This is a genomic window from Actinomycetota bacterium (genome assembly GCA_023488435.1).
GTDB lineage: Bacteria > Actinomycetota > Coriobacteriia > Anaerosomatales > UBA912 > UBA912.
Map to the genome: position 1 here is coordinate 15,897 of JAMDCK010000058.1, position 21,537 is coordinate 37,433.

Genomic DNA, 21,537 nt, shown 5'->3' on the forward strand with positions numbered 1-21,537 from the left:
TTGGAGTACAGTACTGCAGGCATTTTGCCCAAATCGCGCCCATGAACACCACGGCGCTGGCACAGACTGGTAACATGCACCACATGGGTGAATACCTCGCAGAAGTCCTTCTCATAGCCGGCCTGCTCGGATTGAATGCATATTTCGCAGCCGCCGAGATCGCTCTCATCAGCGCACGCAGGGCGATCCTGCTCAAACGCGCCGAAGAGGGATCGGCCGGCGCCGTGGCAGCCATTGCGCTTCTCGAGGACCCGTCGCGCCTGCTTGCGACCATCCAGGTGGGAATCACGCTCGTCGGCTTTTTGGCTTCTGCGACAGCGGCCGTCAATCTTGCGGAGCCGCTCGCCGAGTGGTTACGCGGCTTCGGCATCGGGTGGGTCGACCGTTGGGCTGCAGGATTCTCGCTGTTCACCATCACGCTTGCAATCTCATACCTGACGCTGGTGCTGGGTGAACTCGCGCCCAAGCGTCTCGGCCTGCAGCGTGCCGAGCCCGTCGCGATTTTCGTCGCGGCCTCGATAACGGTGCTCGCGCGAATCGCGAGCCCTGTCGTGTGGCTTCTCACGCGATCCACCGACATGGTCTCGCGGATCCTTCGCGTCAAGCCAGGCCAGGGGCGACCGGGTGTCTCGGAAGAGGAAATCAAGCTCCTGGTGACGGAGCAGGGCACCCTGCTCGACGAAGAGAAACGGATGATCCACGAGATCTTCGAGCTCGGCGATACCGTCGTGCGCGAGATCATGGTCCCGCGAGTCGACATGTCGCTCATCGAGGACGACACAACCGTCGGGGAGGCCCTGCCGGCGTTCCGCAAGTCAGGATTTTCGCGCCTGCCCATCTTCCGAGGCAACCCAGACAGCATCACCGGCGTCGTGCTCCTGAAAGACCTGGTAGAACCCGCTGCTTCGCAGCGTCTCGAGGAGTCGGTCAGTGCTTTTGCCAGACAGCCGGTGTTCATCCCGGAGACCAAGGGTATCCTCCCGCTACTCTCCGAGATGCGCAGGACCCGCAACCACATGGCAATCGTCGTAGATGAGCACGGTGGCACTGCTGGACTCGTTACCATCGAGGATATCGTCGAGGAGATAGTCGGCGAGGTCGCTGACGAGTTCGATCCGGATAGCCGGGACGTCTTCGAGCTCGGACCGGGGCGCTGGGTAATCAACGGAAGTCTCTCTGTGGAGTACGCGCGTCAGATGGGGCTACCCATCGCCGAGTCCGACGAGTATGAGACCCTGGCAGGCTGGATGCTCGTCAAGCTAGGCCACATCCCGGTGCCGGGTGAAGTCGTCCTCGAAGACGGTGTGAGTTTCACCGTCCAAGCGATAAGGCGCCGCAGGATCGCCCGGGTGTTGGTACAGACCGCCGAAGGGACCGATAGATGACTTTCGATGACCCAGCGCCGGCTTCCGATTACGACCAGTTCGTCGACTGGAACAAGCGACTCGAACGCGAGGCACCTCTCTTCCGCTGGGCGTTCGCCAAGGCCGAGGCGAAGACCGTCGCCGACGTCGGTGCCGGAAGCGCACGCCACTCGCTGCTCTTCGCAAGTTGGGGCATGAAGGTGATCGCCATCGATCCTGACGATTCGATGCTCGCTCAAGCTGCGATCAACATCGCAGTCTCCCAGGCGTCGTTTGCTTCGGCCGGAGGGGAAGTCGAGCTTGCCCGAGGGGGTTTCGGCGAGCTGGAGGCCAAGGGGATTGGCCCCGTGGACGCTCTTGTGTGCACGGGCAACGCACTACCCCACGTGAACGGTGCGGAAGGCCTGCGCGCCGCCATCGCCGACTTCTTCGGCGTACTGCGGCCGGGCGGAGTACTCGTGTTGCATCTGCTAAACCACTCTCGGCTGGCGGCTTCGAGGACACGCATCGTCCCGCCAGTCCTTCGCGATACCGAGGAAGGCACGAAAGTCTTCCTGCGTGTCATCGACTATCCGCCCGACGGCGAGCACATCGACTTCGACTTCGTGACGCTCGTTCGCGACAAGCAAGGAGAGTGGCAGCTTTCCCGCCGAAGGTCTCCGCACACCTTCATCCCTCACGACGCTCTCGAGTTCGAGCTTCACCACGCCGGATTCACCGAGGTCAGGGTCTTCGGCAATCACGAACGCAAGCCCTTAGACGCCGAGAAGGACGAGTCGATCATTGTGACTGCGACCAAGGGAGGCGCATCCTGAACGCGGGAATCGTCAGGCAGAGAGGCGGCCAGTGAAGATCAGTCGTCAGGGTATAGCGCAAGCGACCGTCCTGCTCATCGCAGGCACAGTGCTCTCGCGGATGCTCGGCTATGTGCGCGAAATCGTCATCGCTTATCAGTACGGGGCGACTGCGTACACCGACGCCTACCTGATCGCATCGATACTCCCCATGGGGATTGCGGGAATGGTGGCCGGGGCGATCACTGTCGCTTTCATCCCCGTCTTCACCGAGTACCGGGTCAATGCCGGCGAGGAGGAAGCCTGGCGTATCGCCAGCACAGTGCTCAATCTAGCGATCATCTTCCTGCTGGTCAGTGCAGTGGTCTATTTGGTCGCAGCACCGTTCCTAGTCCCCTTGTTCGGCCCCGGGTTGGCCCCCGAGACGCAGCAACTCGCAATCAGGCTGTCGCAGATGCTAACCCCGGCAATCGTCCTCACGGCCCTGACCGGCCTGATAGCAGCGATCCTCAACGCATATCGGCACTTCATGGCACCAGCTTTCGCTGGGCTGCTCTTCAACTTCGGGATGATCGCCGGTGCATTGCTTCTGGGCGACAGGATGGGCATCGCCGGGCTCGTGGTTGGAGTGGTTGCTGGTGCAGCAGCCCACCTGATGGTCTTATTGGTCCCACTCTTCGGGCATCGCGGATATTACCGCGCATCCCTGAGCGGACTCAAGCACCCGGCCATCAAGCAAATCGGGATGCTGATCCTGCCCTTCATCGTGGGCTCAGCTTCCGGCCAGATAAATCTGCTGGTCGACCGCATGCTCGCCTCCGGTCTCGCCGAGGGCAGCATCGCCTCCCTGAACTTCGCCACCAGGATCATGTCGCTTCCGGTGGGCATCTTCGCCGGAGCAGTGGCGACGGCCGTTTACCCCTTCCTCTCCGAACAGGCATCCAAGCAGGACTTTGGTCAGCTGAGGCGCACCTTTTCGGAAGGATTGCGTCTGCTTTGGTTCATCGTCATTCCGATCACCGCTGGACTGCTGGTCCTGAGCGAACCCGTTGTCAGGTTACTTTTCGAGCGGGGTGCCTTCGACGCCACTGCTACCCAGATGACGACCGTGGCGCTTTTCTACTACTCGCTGGGCATCGTAGCGCACACCGCGAACGTGATGATCGTGCGAGTCTACTTTGCGATGCAAGACACGATAACTCCGATCAAACTCGGCCTGTGGGCCATTGCCTTGAACATCGTCCTCAACCTGATTCTCGTGCGGTACATGGACCATGCCGGACTGGCGCTGGCGAGCAGCCTCGCGGCGGGACTCAACTTCCTAATGCTCGCCTTCTATCTGCGTCGCAAGCTCGAACACCTAGATGGTGGACGCATCCTGCGCTCCACAATGAAGGCGATGGCTTCAGCCGTGGCGATGTCGGCTGTGGTGTGGGCAGGGTATGTCTACAGTCGGCCACTCTTGGACATGACGCAGACGACTGACCAGGCGGCCCAGCTGGCAGGCCTGATGGTATTCGGAGCGGCGGTCTACTTCGGAGTGGCGGCGCTGCTCAAGACCGAGGAACTGACCAACCTGATCGACAGAGTCAAGGCGAAGCTGTTCCGCCCGAAGCCTCAAGCCTAGGAGACGCAGCTGGGGACTCCGGGTCTACCCGCCAACCACACTGGGTCCGAGCCTACAAGTGCGCCCGAGCGTCGAGTCGCACCTGGCGATGGGGTCGAGCAGTCCGAGGCGCCCACCACCGCCAACGTCTGCCGAGAAGACCTCCCTCAGGGCCGAGTACACATGACACAGGGGCAGACCTGCGACGTTCTGGAAACAGTCACCAGGCCCCACTTCGGCGATCTGGTTCTCGATGTTGTACGCCCCCGCGCATCCGAGATACTCCCCGCTCGCCAGCCAGCGGTTGATGCGTTCGGGGGGCAGCGCTCGCATGCGGACTTCGCTTACGACCGCGAACCGCACGCTGAAGTCGCTGGCACGATGGCGCATCGCGCACCCGGTCACGACCTGATGGGTGCGGTCTGCAAGCGCCGCCAGCATCCGACGAGCATCCGCTTCGTCGGTAGGCTTTCCAAGTAGCTCTCCGTCGAGAACCACGATTGTGTCGAAAGCCATGACCAGGCTGTTGTCAGTGACGGTAGCACCCGCTGCTTCGAGCTTCTCTAAGGCGAGTGAAATCGCAAGAGCCGGCGAGTCGAGCGCTAGGGGAGAGTCGAGTGATTCCGGCGAATCGGTGGCCAACACTTGGTAGCGGAGGCCGAGCCAGGCGAGTAGTCGCCTTCGGCGAGGCGAAGCGCTCGCCAAGACTATATTCTCCAGAGAGACTGCCATGCGCCAAATGATAGCATTCGTTAAGTCGTCCTCCAGTATAATGAGCAGGCGACGGGCGAACTGGACTTTTCGTCGGGATAGTTCGGCGAGTTAGGAGGCGAGTGCCTGTGGGCTCCAAGGATAGCCCGAGTGTTCCGGTAGTCATCGAGCGCTTTGTGAAGCAACTCGTGATCACAATGAAGGCTGTTACGCTCTATCCAATCTCCAGTAGCGTTCCACGCGAAAACGCCGATGAGATCGTAAAGCTACTAGACCAGATATTCAGCAAGCACGCCAACATGAACTTGGTCGTGTCAAAAAAAGGGCTGATCTTCGAAGGGCAAGTCGTCTTCGAGGGCAAGTCCGCATTCGAGTCTTTCGCCAAGGAGCTGTACAAGCGCCGCATAGCTGAGGTGCGCTTTCATCCAGGGACGGCCTCCTCCGATGTGCTCGTCTTCCTTGAGGCACTCAAAGCGATGCCCTCCGACCTGTTCGCGGCTGGCGGAGTTGAGACCAGACTGTGGGACGGAGGCGTCCACTCCATCACCGTCATCGAAGCCACCACTCTCATCGTTGAGAGTGACATGGCCACAGAGTCTGCGAGCGAAGCAGATTCCGAGGAGTGGCCGCCAGCCCCTTCACAGGTGGGAGAGATACTGGAGGCTGCCAGCGCCGGAAGGCCAAGGGACCAGAGGATCCTTGTGAGGATCCTCGGCGACAAGCAGGTTATAAGCGGCTACTTCACCGAGACCACCGCTGATCGAGGGATCGATCCGGCGGAGGTAGCTCGCAGCCTGAGAATCGAGCAATTAGCGCAGGCAGCGAACGGCGCAAAGGACTCTGAGCGCACATCCAATCTCAGGAATCTCGCCGAGGCCATCATGGAGTTAAGCGCAGAGGTCCGGTATGCTGCGCTCTCCCATGTGCTATTGCCTGGCGTTCGCACCGACGATGCGATTGCCAATCTGGTTAGGCAGATGGACGTTGACGAGTTGTTCCGCGTCCTGACAGAGGGCTCCGATCGTCGTGCCGCTTCGGCAGCCGGAATCGCTAGGGCCATTCGCAACCTGGTGTACCTTTCCCAAGCTTCTCGCGAGGATATTCTGGGTTCGGCAGGAGCTGCGATGCTAACAGCCGGTTACTCTCCCGCCGAGACGCAGGCGATACTCGAAGAAGCGGTGCCGACTCGCCTGAAGATCGCAGACAACGGGTCGCAAACCAACGCTGATTCTGAGTCGCTCTCAATACTTGAGTTGCTGGAACTCACTCCTAAGATGACAGTCGGAGACTTTATGGACGACTCCGCCGTCACATCTTTGCAGGAGGAGGCCCTTGCGGGAATCACCGATGGCGACGTGGTCTTCACCATGGCGCTCATAGTCGCCTCGGAGGTTACGGGTGAAGGGTTCTCGTCGATGATGTCACAGCTCGAAGACAACCTTGAGGTGACGATCGCGCGTGGAGATTACCAAGTCGCTGCAGATGTGGCTTCGATCCTGGGTGGGTTGCTGGCAGACCCCGAGTTTCCCGCTGAGCGAGTCGCTCGAGTACGCGCTGCCTTCAACCGGCTTGCCGGAATCAAAGAGATGGCCGCCATAGCGATGGCGGTGCGGGTCTACGGAGACGGAACCCCCGAACACGACGCCTGCTTACGCCTGCTAGACGCCCTCGGGGATTCTGCAATCCGACCGCTTTTGGAGGCGCTAGCCGATGAGCCGGATCGCGCCGCCAGGAAGACTCTCGTCGATCTTATTGCGGCGCGGGCTGATTTCGGACTCGACAGCCTCGGAGCTCATGCAGGTGACAGCCGATGGTACTTTGTGCGCAACGTCGTCCACATCTTGGGCCGAACCAGGCGAGCTGAGATACTCGGGTATCTGGAGAAGACGCTGCGACATAGTGACCCCAGAGTCAGGCGCGAGACCATCCGTGCACTATTCGGCGTAAAGACAAAAGCTGCCGAGGAGATGCTTGTAGCATCTCTCAGAGACTCCGATGTTTCCAACGTCCAGTTGGCTGCGCGCTACCTGGGAATGGCCCATGTCGTGATTGCCGTGCCGGCACTGAAACAAGTCGCTGCGGGCGAGGGCATGGGCAACCGCGAGATGCCTGCGCGGATTGAGGCGATTGGAGCGTTAGGAGCAATAGGATCGAAAGATGCGGTGCCGCTTCTCGAGGAGTTGCTCGGTCGCCGGAGTTTGCGCGGGGCAGCTCGGTTGCGTGAATTGAAGGTTGCCGCCGAAGAGGCCCTGATCGCAATCAACAACCAGGATCACCAGCCAGGGAGAGATGCGCAGTGACAGAGCAACAAGACACTGACGTTATGGGCAACGGATCGATTGAACCCGGAGAGATGACTTCTTCGGTAGCGGCCACGCTTTACTCGTTCAATCAAATACAGCGCGTCCGTGATTTGTTGGCTAGGTTCTACGGCGCACGAAAGACTGTGCACTTCTATGCCTCGGATCATCCCGCTAGTGAAGCGACTGTGGCCGGGCTTTTCGATGCACTCGACAGATTCTTCCGAGAAGGCGTGGACGTAGAGATTGCACTATACAAGAGCGAGCTTCACTTCGGTCAGCAGTTCCTTCCAGAAGAAAGCGTCATCTTCGATCAGCTGATCAGAGACCTGATGGCACTGGGTGTAGGGAGCATCGTCTTCCGCCGCGGCCTGACCGTGTCCGAACTGACTCGCGGAGTCTCGATCATGGCCACGGATGCACACAGCGCCGCAATAGCTGGGGGATTGCCCCGCATGCTTTCCGAGGCGCAGGTCACCAACATCTCTGTTGGGACGGTCAAGGCGCTGCGAACCATCGAGAAATCGAATCTGACCCCTGAAGATGCCCGTGCTTCCTATGACGACGCGATTGGACTTCTGAGAGAAGTCGATCACCTGATAAGTCGTAATCGTACGGTCAACGGGGCCATGGTCAGAGGTTTTGTGCGCTCACTTGTAGACAACGTGGTTTCGAACAGGTACGCGATGCTCGAGCTCGCGGGCCTGAAGAGCTACGACGAGTACACCTATTACCATTGTGCGAATGTTGCGATTCTGTCGCTCGCGCTCGGTTCGACTCTCACGCAGGATTCAAGGTTCCTCGTCTCGCTCGGGACGGGTGCGCTACTCCATGACATCGGGAAGATGTCCATCAGCTTGGATCTACTGAACAAGCCCGGGCCTCTAACCGCCGAGGAGTGGACAGCCATCAAGAACCATCCGGTTGCGGGCGCGATTCAGGCCGCTTCGATTCCCGGGTTGGACAAAGCCGCGCTGGTGATCATCCTTGAGCATCACCAGCGCTACGATGGTAACGGATATCCCAACGTGACGAACAGTCGACCACAGCATTTGGCCTCACGCATAGTGGCGGTCGCCGACGCTTTCGACGCCATGACCTCTCGGCGGGCATACAGCTCGGCTCGAACCGCCGTCGATGCGATGCAGATCCTTGCGGAAAGTGGCGATGTCGCTCTCGACCCCACATTGACGCGACTATTCACGTTGATTATGGGTATATATCCACCTAGGTCGGTGGTGCGGCTTTCGGACTCCCGAGTAGGGATTGTCTTGCGTCCGAGCACTCACGACCTGCTCAAACCGGTAGTCAAAGTGATAACGGAGCAGGATGGTACAATGGTCGACGGCCACACTGTCGACTTGTCGTCTGAAAGCGGACTTGCAGTCACTGCCGTCCTGGACCCACACGACCTCAACATAGATGTTAGCGATTATCTCTGATATCTTGTTTCCCCAATACCTGTGACAGGAAAGGGTTTTGATGATTTCCTCACCCCCGCAATCCTCATCTAATCGTATCGTGTGGATCATCGCCGCGATAGCCTTTTTAGGCTTCCCGTTTCTCACATGGGGCGTCACGATGATCACTGACTATTGGTGGTTCGCGGACATGGGGCAGGGTGTGGTCTTCACCACTGGCCTGCTCAGTGGATTGCTTACCGGCACGGCATTCGCCGTTGCAACCTTCCTGATCGTGTATCTAAACGCCCGGTTGGCGAAGAAGCTGGCGAGGCCGGTTCTCACTTCTTTCACCGATCAGTTCTCGCCCCAGCTCGAAGAGACGATCAATGCGTTCCGAAGCCGTATCGGCCCGGTGGTGAAGAAGGTCATCCTCATCGGTTCGCTGGTGCTCAGCGCGTTGGTGGGCATCTCGATGGCCCCAACCTGGGATATGGTCAGGCTAGCCATGGTCGCCCAACCCTTCGACCTGACAGACCCGCAATTCGCGCTGGACGTCAGCTTCTTCGTGTTCACGCTACCGCTTCTGCGCCTGGTCGCCGACTGGCTCACCTCGATTCTCATCCTCGCTGTCATCGCGACAGCGTTCGTCTACTTGGTCGGAGGCGCTATCCAGCCCTGGGCACGTAGCCGAGGGTTCGCACCGCAGGTCAAGGCGCACCTGTCGGTCCTCGCAGGGCTCGCCATCGTGAGCAAGGCATTCGACTACTATCTCCGGATATTCGAACTCAACTTCTCCGACAGGGGTCAGGTTTTCGGCGCTTCATTCACCGACATCCACGCACGGATACCGGCCTACCAGATACTCATCGTGATATCGCTTGTCGCGGCCGTAGCACTTCTAATCAACATCCGCATCCAAGGCTGGCGCCTGCCGGTCCTTGCGCTTTCCGTATGGCTGGTCGCCGCGGTCCTCGTGGGTGGCGTTTACCCCGAGATCATCCAGCGCTTCCGGGTCAACCCCAACGAGCTTTCTGCCGAGGAGCCCTACATCGAGCGCAACATCGAGGCAACCCGAAAGGCCTTCGGCTTGGATGACATCGAGACGCGGGAGTTCCCGGCTGATCAGGCCCTCACTGCCGAGGACATCGCTGCCAACCAAGACACCCTCGACAACATCAGGCTGTGGGATCCGGATACGGCTGCCCAAGCCTATCGACAGCTACAGATCATCAGGCAGTACTACACATTCAACGACGTTGACGTGGATCGATACACGCTTGATGACAAGCAGCGACAGGTACTGATAGCCGCGCGCGAGCTCGACGTGAACCTGCTGGACCCTAGGGCTCAGACTTGGATCAACAGACACCTTGTGTACACCCATGGCTTCGGCGTTGTCATGAGCCCCGTGAACGAGGTGGATGGTCGCGGCTTCCCACAGTTCTTTATCTCCGACATCCCCCCGCGCTCCTCGATAGAGGTGACGGTGACGCGGCCGGGCATCTACTTCGGCGAGCTTACGGATGACTACGTCATCGTCGATACGAGCCTTCCGGAGTTCGACTTCCCCATGGGCGAGACGAATGCCGAGACCTTCTGGGAAGGGACTGGCGGCGTCGACATCGGCAACCTCTTCAACAGGGCGCTGTTCGCGATGCGTTTCGGGGACTCCCAGATACTGTTCAGCCGGTATATCGAGCCGGACAGCAGGGTCCTCTTCCATAGGGACATCGTGACCAGGGTCCAGAAACTCGCCCCCTGGCTCATCTTGGACTCCGATCCATATCCGGTTATCCATGAGGGCAGGGTTCTTTGGGTGCTCGACGGATTCACCCACTCCGACCACTTCCCTTACTCGCAGCCCCACGGCGGGGTCAACTACATCCGCAACTCGGTGAAGGTCACTGTCGACGCGTACGACGGGACGACGACCCTCTACGCATTCGACACGCAGGACCCCATCCTCGCAGCATGGAGCGAGATCATGCCCGGCCTGCTCACCGACATGTCCGAACTCCCCGAGGGATTGGCCGAACACTTTAGGTACCCTGCGGATTTGTTCACCCTGCAGGCAGAGGTTTTCAGGCGCTATCACACGACCAACACACGGGTCTTCTACAACAAGGAAGACATCTGGGAGTTCCCAGGCGAGGGTACGCCCGAGGGTCCGATGCAGCCATACTATGTGCTCAGTCGCTTGCCAGGTGATGAGTCCGAGGACTTCAAGATGATCATGCCTTTCACCCCGCGGGGTAGGGACAACATGATCGGCTGGATGGCGACGAGTTCGGATCCGGACAACTACGGCGCGACTGTCGTCTATCGATTCCCGAAGGATCGAGTCGTGCTCGGTCCCGATCAGATTCGGGCGCGGATCAATCAGGATGAGGACATCTCTCCACAGCTCTCGCTTTGGGGTCAGCGCGGTAGCCAGGTCATCTTCGGCAGCATGCTCGTGATACCGCTCGAGGAGTCAGTGATTTACATCCAGCCGCTCTACCTGCAGGCCGAGCAAGCCTCGATTCCAGAGCTCACACGGGTGCTGGTAGTCTACGGCGATAGCGTGGAGATGGCACCCGACCTCGAAGCGGCATTGCTTGCCGCCTTCGGTGAGGCGGCTCAGGTTCCAGTGGTAGATGGGGGCGAAGGCGCCCCGCCGACCGACCCGGCTGCGGATGCCCGTACCGCTCGTGACTTGTTCGAGCAGGCAATCGCCAGCCAGCGAGAGGGCGATTGGGCCGAGTACGGCAGGCTCATCGACCAGCTTGGCGACGTGCTCTCGCGACTGGTAGAGCCGGGCTCTACCGAACCGACAGTCACTCCGTAGTCGGCGAGGAGGGCAGCAGGGCTGGAGTCTTCAGGCGGCAGGCGAGACCTCGAGGTGCACTTCGGTGACAACCTCGAGGTGATGCGAACCCTGGACTCCGGCATCTGCAACCTGGTCTACATCGACCCGCCGTTCAACACCGGCAAGCGCCAGGCCCTCAAGAGCGTTCGCACAGTGCGGGATGGGTCGGCGAGCCGGAAGGGCTTCCAGGGCCAGACGTATCGCACCTCGGTGCGGAGCGTCCGTGAGTATTCCGACGCATTCGACGACTACCTGGAGTTCATCGAGCCCAGGCTACTCGAAGCTAGGCGGCTGCTCGCCACCGATGGGTCGATCTTCGTCCACCTCGACTACCGTGAGGTCCACTACGTCAAGGTGCTGATGGATTCGATCTTCGGCAGGGAATCGTTCATGAACGAAATCATCTGGGCATACGATTACGGCGCTCGCTCGAAGTCCAAATGGCCGACCAAGCACGACAACATACTCTGGTACGCGGTCGATCCGTCGCGATACACATTCAATTTCGAGGCGATGGAGCGCATCCCGTACATGGCGCCGGGTCTCGTAGGTGCCGAGAAGGCCGCTCAAGGGAAGACGCCGACAGACACTTGGTGGCACACGATCGTGCCGACCACCGGGTCGGAGCGAACGGGTTATCCGACCCAGAAGCCGCTAGGGATCCTGAATCGCATCATCGCCGTCCACTCGAACCCCGGCGACCTCGTGATGGACTTCTTCGCGGGGAGTGGCACCACGGCCGAAGCGGCGCTTTCGGCAGGAAGACGGGCGCTACTCATCGACGACAACCCCGAGGCGATGGAGGTCATCGCCCGCAGGTTGTCGCAGTGGAGTCCGGACTTCAGAGGGTGGCAGGCGCCTAGGGCTTAGGCCTTGGGCTGCCAGTAGCAGCGCTTCGGCGACTCGATGGAGCCACTCTTCTTCAGCGCATCCATCGCCTTGTCGACGACCTTGCGGTCAAGGCCGGTCATCTCGGTGACCTTGCCGGCGTTGACGGGCTCGCCTGCAGCGCGCATCGCTTCCAGTACCTGGTCTTGGGCTTCCATCGGCAGCTCCTTCCGGTAGGGGATATCTTGCTCCAATATTACCCGCCGAAGATGCCCGACGCCACATCGGGCGGGGGCGGCCCTTACCCGGGCTTCGGCGGCTACGCTATAGTGTGGGGAGCTGTTCGATCGTCGGCCGGATGAAGGAGCGAGGATATGCGGGTGCTGGTGCTTGGTGGCGGGGGCAGGGAGCATGCGATAGTCGCGAAACTCGCGGAATCTCCACGCGTGGATGCAGTCCTCACTGCGCCGGGCAACGCCGGCACCGCCGGACTCGGCACGAACGTCACGCTCGACATCGAGAGCGGGGAGGCGGTCGCTGCCTTCGCGACTCGGGAGGGAATCGACCTGGTGGTCATCGGTCCGGAGGCGCCGCTGGTGGCAGGGGTGGCTGACGCCGTTCGCGTTGCGGGCATCCCCGTGTTCGGCCCCGGAGCCGCAGGTGCTCGGCTCGAGGGCAGCAAGTCGTACGCGAAGGATCTCATGCAGCGCTATGCGATCCCCACCGGGCACGCAGGCGTCTTCAGCAACCTGGAGTCGGCACTCGCGTACATCGAATCGGTCGGCGCGCCGGTGGTCGTGAAGGCCGACGGCCTCGCAGCAGGCAAGGGCGTGACGGTTGCGATGGACCTCGACACCGCCGCCGCCGCAATCGGAGAGTGCTTCGAGGGCCGCTTCGGCGATGCCGGGTCGACCGTGCTCGTCGAGGAGTACCTCAGCGGCCCCGAATGCTCGCTACTCGTATTCACCGACGGCACGACCGTCGTACCCATGGCGCCTGCGCAGGACCACAAGCGCGCGCTCGAAGGTGACCTCGGACCTAACACCGGTGGCATGGGCGTCTACTCGCCGGTCCCGATCGTGACTCCTGCGGAGCACGCCGAGATGGTTGCGATCATGGAGCGCTCCGTCGCGGCACTTTCGGCAGAGGGCATCGACTTTCGCGGAGTGCTCTACGGCGGCTTCATCCTGACCGCCGACGGGCCCCGGGTGCTTGAGTTCAACACACGCTTCGGCGATCCGGAGACACAGGTGATCCTGGTGCGTCTCGACGGCGATCTTGCCGAGATACTGCTTGCATGCGCCGAAGGGGACCTTGCCCGCGCCGCAGTCGCGTGGCATGACGAGTGGGCCGTCAGCGTGGTGCTCGCCAGCGGCGGATACCCCGGTGACTACGAGTCTGGAAAGCCGATCACCGGGATCGAGGCCGCCGAGGAGATCGAGGGCGTGAAGGCCTATCATGCCGGCACCTCGCTCGCAGACGATGGCCGCGTGCTCACCGCTGGAGGGCGCGTGCTCAACGTGACCGCTTCTGGTCCCGATTTCGAGACCGCTCGGCAGCGCGCTTACGCCGCGGTTGAGAAGATCAGCTTCGACGGCATGATGTGGCGCAAGGACATCGGCGAGAAGGCCGCGCGTGGGCGTCACGCCTGGGGCGAGTGATCGACATGCTCGCCGAGCGGACTCTGTCGACAGCGCTGCGTTATGCGGGGAATCACCTCCTCAAGCTCGAGAACTTCGAGGGGAAGCGGCTGCCCGATCCTAAGCCGGGCAAGGAGTATCTACTCTACGTCCACGTGCCGTTCTGCTCGCGGCTCTGCCCGTACTGCTCCTTCAATAGGTTTCCCTTCGAGGAGAACCGCACACGCGAGTACTTCGCTCGCCTTCGCGCAGAGATCAAGCTCGTTGCCAGCCAGGGGTACCACTGCACTTCGATGTATGTGGGCGGCGGCACACCGACCATCCTCGTCGACGAGCTGTGCGACACCATCGACCTGGCGAAATCGCTCTTCGATATCCGTGAGGTCTCCTCGGAGACCAATCCCAACCACCTGATCCCCGAAGTCGTCGATGCACTCGAATCGCGCGTCGACCGCTTCAGCGTTGGCGTGCAGAGCTTCGACGACTCGCTCCTCAAGCAGATGGAGCGCTACGACAAGTACGGTTCATCCGCCGAGATAGTCGAGCGCCTCAAGTGGGTCGCGGGCAGATTCCACTCGCTCAACGTCGACATGATCTTCAACTTCCCGAGCCAGACCCAAGAGATGCTCATCAGAGACGTCGAGCTCATCAAGGAATCCGGGGTGAACCAGACCACCTTCTACCCGCTCATGGCCTCGCCTGTCGTCGAGAAGTCGCTGGCTCGCTCGGTCGGTGCGGTCGATTACCGCCGAGAGGCCCTGTACTACAAGATGCTCGTCGATGAACTGGCCCCGAACTTCCAACCGGCCAGCGCATGGACTTTCTCGCACACCGGCAAGGGCATGCTCGACGAGTACATCGTCGACTACGAGGAGTACATCGGCGTCGGGAGCGGGGTCTTCTCTTTCCTGGATGGAGCACTCTACGTGAGCACTTTCTCCGTGGACCGCTATATCAAATCCCTCGATGCGGGCGTCACACCGGTGACGCAGCACCGGCGGTTCAACAAGGGCGCACGTATGCGATACCGCTTCATGATGGAGCTTTTTGGCTTGTCGCTCGACAAGCGCCGGTTTGCTCGGGACTTCGGCGTGTCGATCGATCTGGGTCTGCCGCTCGAGATGACTTTCATGCGCCTGAACAGGGCGTTCGAGATTGACGATTCGGAACGCCTCACTCTGACGCCGAAGGGCCGGTATCTGCTGGTTGCCATGATGAGGCAGTTCTTCATCGGCGTGAACGGCGTGCGCGATCAGGCGCGAGAAACCTTACCTGCCGAGGAACGCGAGCTGATCTTCGGAGACGGGACCTGCTGATTCCTGCAAAGGAAGTCTTGATGACCTGATTATTGGGTATAGGGTTAACTGGTAGTTCAGGGGCAAATTGAATACAGGAGGCGAGCAGCCATGAAGGCCTCGGAGCGCACAGCTCTGGAGGTAGGGCTGCAGGGGCCAATAGGCCTCCACATTGGGCGTGGTTTATGTCAAACTGCGCGCTCAGCAGTCTTTACCACTGCGATTCAGCCTTTCGGGGGTCATGGGGCCGACTCTATCAAAGTGTCAACTCCTCTCACTCACTTGCAGAGTCGACCGCGATTGTTGACTGATACTGCATCGTCTTGTTCGTGGAGGGGGCACATCGCATCAGGCTCACTGCGAGCCCATTCTCTTGAGTTGTCACCCTCAACAGAGGCGAGAGGCCCTCCTGTTTCCCGTAGCGATCCGCACACATTGAGCCAATACTAACGAATCGGCTTAGTAAAGGCGCATAAGGGGTATGAACACTATGTAAGGAAGTACAGTGACAGTACCAAAGGAGGCGAACAGCCATGAAGACCCAGAGACTAGCGGGTCTAAAGGCCGCCTTGCTGATGCCGATGGCCGTGCTTCTCGCACTCGGACTGATGTTCTCGATGACTCAGTCGGCATATGCCTCGACTATGGTTTCTTTGCACGGACCACACGTCGGTGCCAGCAGTGAGACCTTCAATAACGAGTCCGATGATGGTGGACTCTCCGACCCCGTAGTATGGCACTTCGTATTGAACCAACTCGATTCAGAAACACCCGTGGGGGAAATAACAGTAACTTTCCAGTCGGGGGGAACCAGGACAGCCCTAGGGCGTCCGGTCGGCAATGGTCAGTTGCAGCACTTCTATGTTGGGACACCCGGGCATGACGTTCTATTGGAGGCATTCGTAGTGGTTGGCTCCAGTGGAGGCAAGCTCCTTCTCAGCCACGTCTCCTTCGACGAGTTGCCCCCGGTAGACCCTGAGGACCCGCCAGTGGATCCCGAAGATCCCCCGGTAGACCCTGAGGACCCGCCAGTGGATCCCGAAGATCCCCCGGTAGACCCTGAGGACCCGCCAGTGGATCCCGAAGATCCCCCGGTCGTCACTGAGGACCCGCCAGTGGATCCCGAAGATCCCCCGGTCGTCACTGAGACTGAGTCCACAGACGATGAGCCGTTCCTTCCCTTCACAGGCTCAATGGCAGTGCTTCCATTCGGCCTAGCTGGATTAGCCAGCATGGTAGGATACAGACTGCGTAGGTGGGTGAAGCAGGTCTGACCATCGGTGATTACTTACTCGAACAGAGAAGAGCCGGGAAACCGGCTCTTCCGCTATTGGCACACTCCTTGCTCCTCATAAAGCCGATGTATGTTGTTCGTGGGAGGATATCATCCCGATGTACAGGTCCAGCACATTGATCGCAATCGGCGCCGCGGTGCTCGTGGTAGCCATCTTTGCTTCGTTTGCGCCTGTTTGCCTAATGCCGAATTGTGCGATCTATGGCCTCATGGGGATAACGACTGACTGTGGTCAATGCACGATGGTCGAGGTCATTCCCGTCGCCATGCTGGTAGCTTTGACCCTTCTCTTCGTCGCAATCCTTGTGTTCACCCTTCAAGACTTTGTCGACCGGTATACTTCGGGTTTCGTTCCAGCGTACATCCAGTACGTGGAACCCCCGCCGCTCGATCGTCTTTCCACTCGGTTACGAATCTGATACCCCTCTAAGATAGTCGTGTCCGACGGCGCATTTTTGCGATGTCCTTGTCGGATGGAGCAGTCAACGCTTACCCCGGTCAAGTGCCGCGAGTAGGCAAGAACTCGACGGATCTAGAGGAGTGAATCAGTGGAAATATTCATTCCCATGCTCGTACTCGGGCTGGTCACGAGTCTGCACTGCGTGTCTATGTGCGGCCCGATGGTCATCACCTACGCGCTGAAAGGGACAGAGGAAGGATCTCTCGCCGAGAAGGTCGTTCCCAACCTTGCTTACCAGTTCGCAAAGATATTCAGCTACGTCCTTGTGGGACTGGCCCTGGGTGCTCTCGGCGGGCTGATAGACCTTGCGGCTCTTCGGCCTTATGTCATGGTGCTGGCAGGCGCGTTCATGATAGTGCTGGCGCTTGGAATGACGGGAAAGTTCCCGTGGGCGGCCCGGTTGACCCCGCGCCCGCCGAAGTTCCTGCTCGCAGCGATGAACAAGGTTCGAGTCAGAGCGAACACTCAGGCCGCAGCCGACCAGAGCTCACTTAGCACCCCTGTGCTTTTTGGGTTGCTGACGGGGCTCATGCCATGCGCCCCGCTCATCGCCGCGCAACTCCAGGCCATCGCCGCCGGGGATGCACTCACAGGGGCGCTCGGAATGATGGCGTTTGGGCTCGGAACGGCCCCGTTGATGTTGGGCTTTGGCATGGCGTCGAGTCTGCTGCCAGCTAAGCTGAAGCAACGGGCGATGATCGTGCTTGCGGTAGTGGTGCTGGCGTTCGGCTTCACGTACTTGAACCGGGGAGCGATGTTGCTCGGGTCACCCGTGACCTTCCAGTCGGTCACGCAGTCAATCCTCCAAGGGCCTGCGCAAGGTCCCGTCGGGGGCTTCACTGCAGGACCTGACGGGGTCGTCGAAGTGCCGCTGACGATTGCTAACGTTCGTTTCGAGCCGTCTTCGGTGGTTATTCCGGATGGGCAGCCGGTGCGATTGATAGTGGATCGCCGAGAAGCTAATGCCTGCTCGGATCAGCTGGCAATCCCGCAGATGAACATCCTGGTGGACCTGGAACCGAATGCCACAACAGTAGTCGATCTGCCGGCTGTGGCGGCAGGCACCTATACTCTTACTTGCGGCATGGGCATGATGGCCGGAAGCATAGTGGCTGGCGTCCCCGCGGCAGCATCAGGGGTATCCCCGCTTCTGCTCGCATTGTTCGTGGTGGTAGCCATAGCCTTCGGCTTTGTCGTCCACAGACAACGGAGCCAAGGAGCAATGTCGCGGTCTGTTGACGGCAATGAGCGCAAAGGCGCATCCTCGCCTATGGAGCCAGCTCGGTATCTTGGATTCACTCTGACCGAGGTGGCTGTGGTAGCGGGCTTGCTCTTGCTAGCGATATTGGCCGGGCAGGTGCTTGGCGGGTCCTGACCCAGGCAATGTACTAATTACGATTCTCACTAAGGAGATGGATCGATGACGAAACAGAATGTAACGAACGCAGGAGACCTGACGTTCATCAAATATGCACTGGTGGCAGCGCTGATACTGCTGGCTTTCCTCATGTCCTACCAGTTCGCCCGCGGTGGAGCTGCGGCCGAGGCCTCGTTGGCCGGACAGTCGGCGACAGCCCCCGGTTGCGGCAGCGGAGCAGGTGGCTGCGGGAGTAGCGGAGCAGGCGGTTGCGGGAGTAGCGGAGCAGGCGGTTGCGGATCGGGATCTGGCCAGATCATCGAAGGCGCAGCGACGCTTGACCCAGACGGAATCCAGCGGATATCGGTCGACGTGAGCGCTGGATTCAACCCCAACGTCATCCGGCTGGCCGCCGGAGTACCTGCTCAGATCACCTTCGGGCAGGGTGCGGGCTGCTTCGCCGAGGTAATGAGCCGCGACCTCGGATTCTTCCAGGATCTGACTGGTGGCCCTCAGGTAATCAGCTTGCCGGCGCTTGAGCCGGGTGCGTACGAGTTCGCCTGCGGGATGGAGATGGTCTTCGGCTCCATCGTGGTCGAGTAGGAGATGACGAGAATGAACACGAACAACACATCCAATGCCGCCACTTCGGCGGAACAGGAAACCACTACTTTTGCGATTTCCGGAATGACCTGCGCTTCATGCGTAGCGGTCATCGAGAAGACACTCGGGGTCACCGACGGCGTGTCGAAAGCATCGGTGAACCTAGCAAGCGAGACGGCCACGGTCGTCTTCGATCCGGCTGTGATCGATGCCGACGGCATCGTGGGAGCCATCACCAAGGTCGGTTTCAAGGCGACGCCTAGACAGGCTCCTGGCGAAGCGGGGGTCGCACCGGCGGACCTCCAGCGGGAGGCACAGGAGAAGCACTTCAGGCACGAGAAGGCGATGTTCATCTTCGCACTCAGCCTGTCGCTCCCCGCGTTGCTCTTCACGATGGTCCCGCCGTACATGATGGAGGTCCCGGCTGCGCTGGCCACGTGGCTAGCCAACACCTTTGGCGGGGCGTGGGATCCATTCATGGTGAAGAAGTACCTTGGCTTCGTGCTGGCGACGCCCGTCCAGTTCATCGCCGGAGCACAGTTCTATCGCGGCTTCTGGCACGCGATCAAGAGGCGTACCGGGAACATGGACACTCTGATCGCCATCGGAACGAGCGCGGCATACTTCTACAGCCTCGTGGCCACATTCGTTCCGAAGTTCGCGGCAGAGCCCATCTTCTACGAAGTGGCTGCGATGCTCATAACCTTCGTTATCCTCGGCAAGTTGCTCGAGGCTCGGGCCAAGGGTAAGGCAAGCGACGCGATCAAGAAGCTCATGGGGCTGGCTGCCAAGACGGCGCGAGTCGTCAGGGATGAGCAGCTCGTGGACGTACCGGTCGAGCAGGTCGTCGTCGGGGATGTCGTCGTGGTTCGACCGGGGGAGAAGATCCCGGTCGATGGAGTGCTCGTCGAGGGTCGCTCCAGCGTAGACGAATCGATGCTCACAGGAGAATCCATCCCTGTCGAGAAGAATCCTGGCGACCCCGTCATCGGCGCGACCATCAACAAGCTGGGATCGTTCAGGTTCAGCGCGACCAAGGTCGGAGCGGATACGGCCCTTGCGCAGATCATTAAGCTGGTGGAAGAGGCCCAAGGCTCCAAGGCCCCGGTCCAGCGATTCGCCGACAGGATCAGCGCGGTGTTCGTGCCCGCAGTCGTGGCCTTCGCAATCGTGACGTTCCTGGTCTGGTTCCTCCTCGGGCCGTCGCTCTTCCCCGGAGCGATGGGTGAGTTCAGCCCGTTCGTGAAGGCGCTGCTGGTCGGTACGGCGGTACTCGTGATCGCCTGCCCCTGCGCCCTGGGTCTGGCCACGCCGACGGCGATCATGGTCGGGACTGGTAAGGGTGCCGAGAACGGCATCCTCATCAAGAGCGCCGAGGCGCTGGAGACCACACACAAGGTCAAGGCGATCATCTTCGACAAGACCGGCACGCTGACTCACGGCAAGCCGGTGGTCACCGAGTTCGAGACCGTCGGCGGATTCGACTCCAAGGTTCTGCTCGGCTTGGCGGCATCGCTCGAGCGTTCGAGCGAGCACCCCCTCGCCGAGGCGATCGTGGCTTACGCCGAGGATAGCGGCGCCGAGATCCCCGCAGCTCGCGATTTCATCGCGGTGCCTGGTCACGGCGTCGAAGGCATGGTCGCCGAGCGCAGCGTGTCCTTGGGCAACCGCAAGCTGATGGAGCGCCATGGCGTGAGCATCGATGCCATCGGCGGCAGGCTCGAGCAGCTTGAGGGCGAGGGCAAGACCGTCATGCTCGTGGCGGTCGACGGGGTCCTAGCCGGGCTTGTCGCAGTCGCGGACACCCTGAAGGAGAACAGCAAGGAAGCCGTCGCTCGCCTGAAGGAGATGGGTGTCGAGGTCTACATGATCACCGGTGACAACAGGCGGACCGCCGAGGCGATCGCCGCGCAGGCAGGAATCGCCCCGAGCAACGTGCTCGCCGAGGTGCTGCCCGAGCATAAGGCCGCCGAGGTCTCGAAGCTGCAGGCCAAGGGGCTGAGCGTAGCGATGGTCGGCGACGGCATCAACGACACGCCGGCGTTGGCGCAAGCCAATGTGGGTATCGCCATGGGAGCCGGAACCGATGTCGCGATGGAGACCGGCGAGATCGTGCTCATGAAGAACGACCTTCGGGATGTCGTCACGGCCATCGAGCTCTCGAAGCGCACCATCAGGAAGATCTACCAGAACTTCTTCTGGGCGCTGGGGTACAACACCCTGGGCATCCCGGTGGCTGCTCTCGGACTTCTGCGTCCGGAGCTTGCCGGCGCTGCGATGGCTCTGTCGAGCGTGAGTGTCGTGACCAGCTCGCTGCTGCTCAGGCGCTTCAAGCCGTCCCTGGCCAAGAAGAAATCCTGACCGGCGGCTGCGCTGGCCTTTCGAAGAAAAGGACACTGAGATGAAGAAACTGATCAAGATCGCAGCGCTGGTGATAGCCGCCGCTGCACTGGGAGTGATAACCCTGTACTCGTTCCAGGCCGCTGCCGAGGGCGACGGCAAGATGCTGGGCATCGTTGTCGCCGACGAGAACGTCGACCTCGAGGCCACGACCCACCCGGGCACTGACACCACCGTCGTAGTGGACAGGATTCTCGCACCCGATGACTCCTGGGTGGTCGTCCACCTCTACAAGGATGGGATGCCCGGCCCGAAGATCGGTATCACGCGGGTCGACAAAGGCGAGAGTCGCAATGTCGTGGTGGAGCTGGATGGCGAGTTCTCGGCGGATGAACCGCTCCTCGTGGTTTTGCATGCGGATCGCGGGATCCAAGAGCGCTTTGAGTTCGCCATGGACTATTTCGATAAGAGCCCCGATAAGCCATACTTTGTCGACGGGATGAAGCTGTCGGCGAAACTGGAGCCTGAAGCACGGTAAGCCCGGCGTATCGGGATTATTCGACAAGCAAGGGAGATCGGATGCTGTCATTAGCGCTGCCGAAGGGTTCGCTGGAGGAACAGACACTTGCGCTGTTCGCTCAAGCCGACCTAGAGGTCAAGAAGTCGAGTCGGGCCTACAACCCCACGATCGACG

The 21,537-nt window shown here is 60.5% G+C and carries 18 protein-coding genes; 16 read left to right on the plus strand and 2 right to left on the minus strand.

Annotated elements, in window-relative coordinates; genetic code table 11:
- Window positions 1–83: 83 nt before the first annotated feature.
- From M1617_07905 to murJ, 3 genes are read left to right on the plus strand one after another with little or no spacing between them, the layout of a single operon-like run.
- Window positions 84–1,385, plus strand: coding sequence for a hemolysin family protein (locus M1617_07905; GenBank protein MCL5888192.1), 1,302 nt, complete (start codon window positions 84–86; stop codon window positions 1,383–1,385).
- Entirely contained in the window at window positions 1,382–2,179 is a 798-nt protein-coding gene (locus M1617_07910; protein MCL5888193.1) for a class I SAM-dependent methyltransferase, read from the plus strand. The genes M1617_07905 and M1617_07910 overlap by 4 nt, the downstream gene beginning before the upstream one ends.
- A gap of 31 nt (window positions 2,180–2,210) precedes the next feature.
- Window positions 2,211–3,785 carry a murein biosynthesis integral membrane protein MurJ gene (murJ, locus tag M1617_07915; protein MCL5888194.1) on the plus strand — a complete coding sequence of 525 codons (1,575 nt, stop codon included), beginning with the start codon at window positions 2,211–2,213 and terminating at the stop codon, window positions 3,783–3,785.
- Window positions 3,786–3,809: 24 nt separating this feature from the next.
- Here murJ and M1617_07920 read toward each other — a convergent pair whose 3' ends face one another.
- A complete protein-coding gene (locus tag M1617_07920) occupies window positions 3,810–4,469 on the minus strand; it encodes a Maf family protein (protein MCL5888195.1) in 660 nt (219 codons plus the stop codon).
- Between the two features lie 134 nt (window positions 4,470–4,603).
- Here M1617_07920 and M1617_07925 point away from each other — a divergent pair, with 134 nt between their 5' ends.
- The 4 genes from M1617_07925 (at window position 4,604) to M1617_07940 (ending at window position 11,896) form a co-directional block, all read left to right on the plus strand.
- A complete protein-coding gene (locus M1617_07925) occupies window positions 4,604–6,775 on the plus strand; it encodes a HEAT repeat domain-containing protein (protein MCL5888196.1) in 2,172 nt (723 codons plus the stop codon).
- Complete coding sequence (locus tag M1617_07930) at window positions 6,772–8,217, plus strand: HD-GYP domain-containing protein (protein ID MCL5888197.1); 1,446 nt, start codon at window positions 6,772–6,774, stop codon at window positions 8,215–8,217. The genes M1617_07925 and M1617_07930 overlap by 4 nt, the downstream gene beginning before the upstream one ends.
- Window positions 8,218–8,257: 40 nt before the next feature.
- Window positions 8,258–11,005, plus strand: a complete 2,748-nt coding sequence (locus tag M1617_07935) for a UPF0182 family protein (protein MCL5888198.1) — start codon at window positions 8,258–8,260, stop codon at window positions 11,003–11,005.
- An 81-nt stretch (window positions 11,006–11,086) separates the two neighbouring features.
- The gene (locus M1617_07940) at window positions 11,087–11,896 is read left to right on the plus strand and encodes a site-specific DNA-methyltransferase (GenBank protein MCL5888199.1); all 810 of its coding nucleotides are present in this window, start codon (window positions 11,087–11,089) and stop codon (window positions 11,894–11,896) included.
- Here the strand turns inward: M1617_07940 and M1617_07945 are convergent.
- Window positions 11,893–12,072 carry a MarR family transcriptional regulator gene (locus M1617_07945; GenBank protein MCL5888200.1) on the minus strand — a complete coding sequence of 60 codons (180 nt, stop codon included), beginning with the start codon at window positions 12,070–12,072 and terminating at the stop codon, window positions 11,893–11,895. The genes M1617_07940 and M1617_07945 overlap by 4 nt on opposite strands.
- Window positions 12,073–12,228: 156 nt before the next feature.
- On the opposite strand from M1617_07945, the gene purD reads away from it, so the two are divergent.
- From purD to M1617_07990, 9 genes are all read left to right on the plus strand, one after another.
- Window positions 12,229–13,515 (plus strand): phosphoribosylamine--glycine ligase, encoded by a 1,287-nt coding sequence (purD, locus tag M1617_07950; GenBank protein ID MCL5888201.1) that lies wholly within the window; start codon window positions 12,229–12,231, stop codon window positions 13,513–13,515.
- Between the two features lie 5 nt (window positions 13,516–13,520).
- Window positions 13,521–14,810: a coproporphyrinogen III oxidase family protein gene (locus M1617_07955; protein ID MCL5888202.1), complete on the plus strand. Its 1,290-nt coding sequence runs from the start codon at window positions 13,521–13,523 to the stop codon at window positions 14,808–14,810.
- Between the two features lie 512 nt (window positions 14,811–15,322).
- Window positions 15,323–16,063 carry a hypothetical protein gene (locus M1617_07960; GenBank protein ID MCL5888203.1) on the plus strand — a complete coding sequence of 247 codons (741 nt, stop codon included), beginning with the start codon at window positions 15,323–15,325 and terminating at the stop codon, window positions 16,061–16,063.
- Window positions 16,064–16,181: 118 nt separating this feature from the next.
- On the plus strand, window positions 16,182–16,502 hold the full coding sequence (locus tag M1617_07965; GenBank protein ID MCL5888204.1) for a hypothetical protein: 321 nt from the start codon (window positions 16,182–16,184) through the stop codon (window positions 16,500–16,502).
- Between the two features lie 129 nt (window positions 16,503–16,631).
- Window positions 16,632–17,918 carry a sulfite exporter TauE/SafE family protein gene (locus tag M1617_07970; GenBank protein ID MCL5888205.1) on the plus strand — a complete coding sequence of 429 codons (1,287 nt, stop codon included), beginning with the start codon at window positions 16,632–16,634 and terminating at the stop codon, window positions 17,916–17,918.
- Window positions 17,919–17,963: 45 nt separating this feature from the next.
- Complete coding sequence (locus tag M1617_07975) at window positions 17,964–18,503, plus strand: cupredoxin domain-containing protein (GenBank protein MCL5888206.1); 540 nt, start codon at window positions 17,964–17,966, stop codon at window positions 18,501–18,503.
- Window positions 18,504–18,515: 12 nt separating this feature from the next.
- Window positions 18,516–20,864, plus strand: a complete 2,349-nt coding sequence (locus tag M1617_07980) for a heavy metal translocating P-type ATPase (protein ID MCL5888207.1) — start codon at window positions 18,516–18,518, stop codon at window positions 20,862–20,864.
- A 40-nt stretch (window positions 20,865–20,904) separates the two neighbouring features.
- Entirely contained in the window at window positions 20,905–21,381 is a 477-nt protein-coding gene (locus M1617_07985) for a hypothetical protein (protein MCL5888208.1), read from the plus strand.
- Window positions 21,382–21,422: 41 nt separating this feature from the next.
- On the plus strand, window positions 21,423–21,537 hold a 115-nt coding region (locus M1617_07990), incomplete at its 3' end, for an ATP phosphoribosyltransferase (protein MCL5888209.1).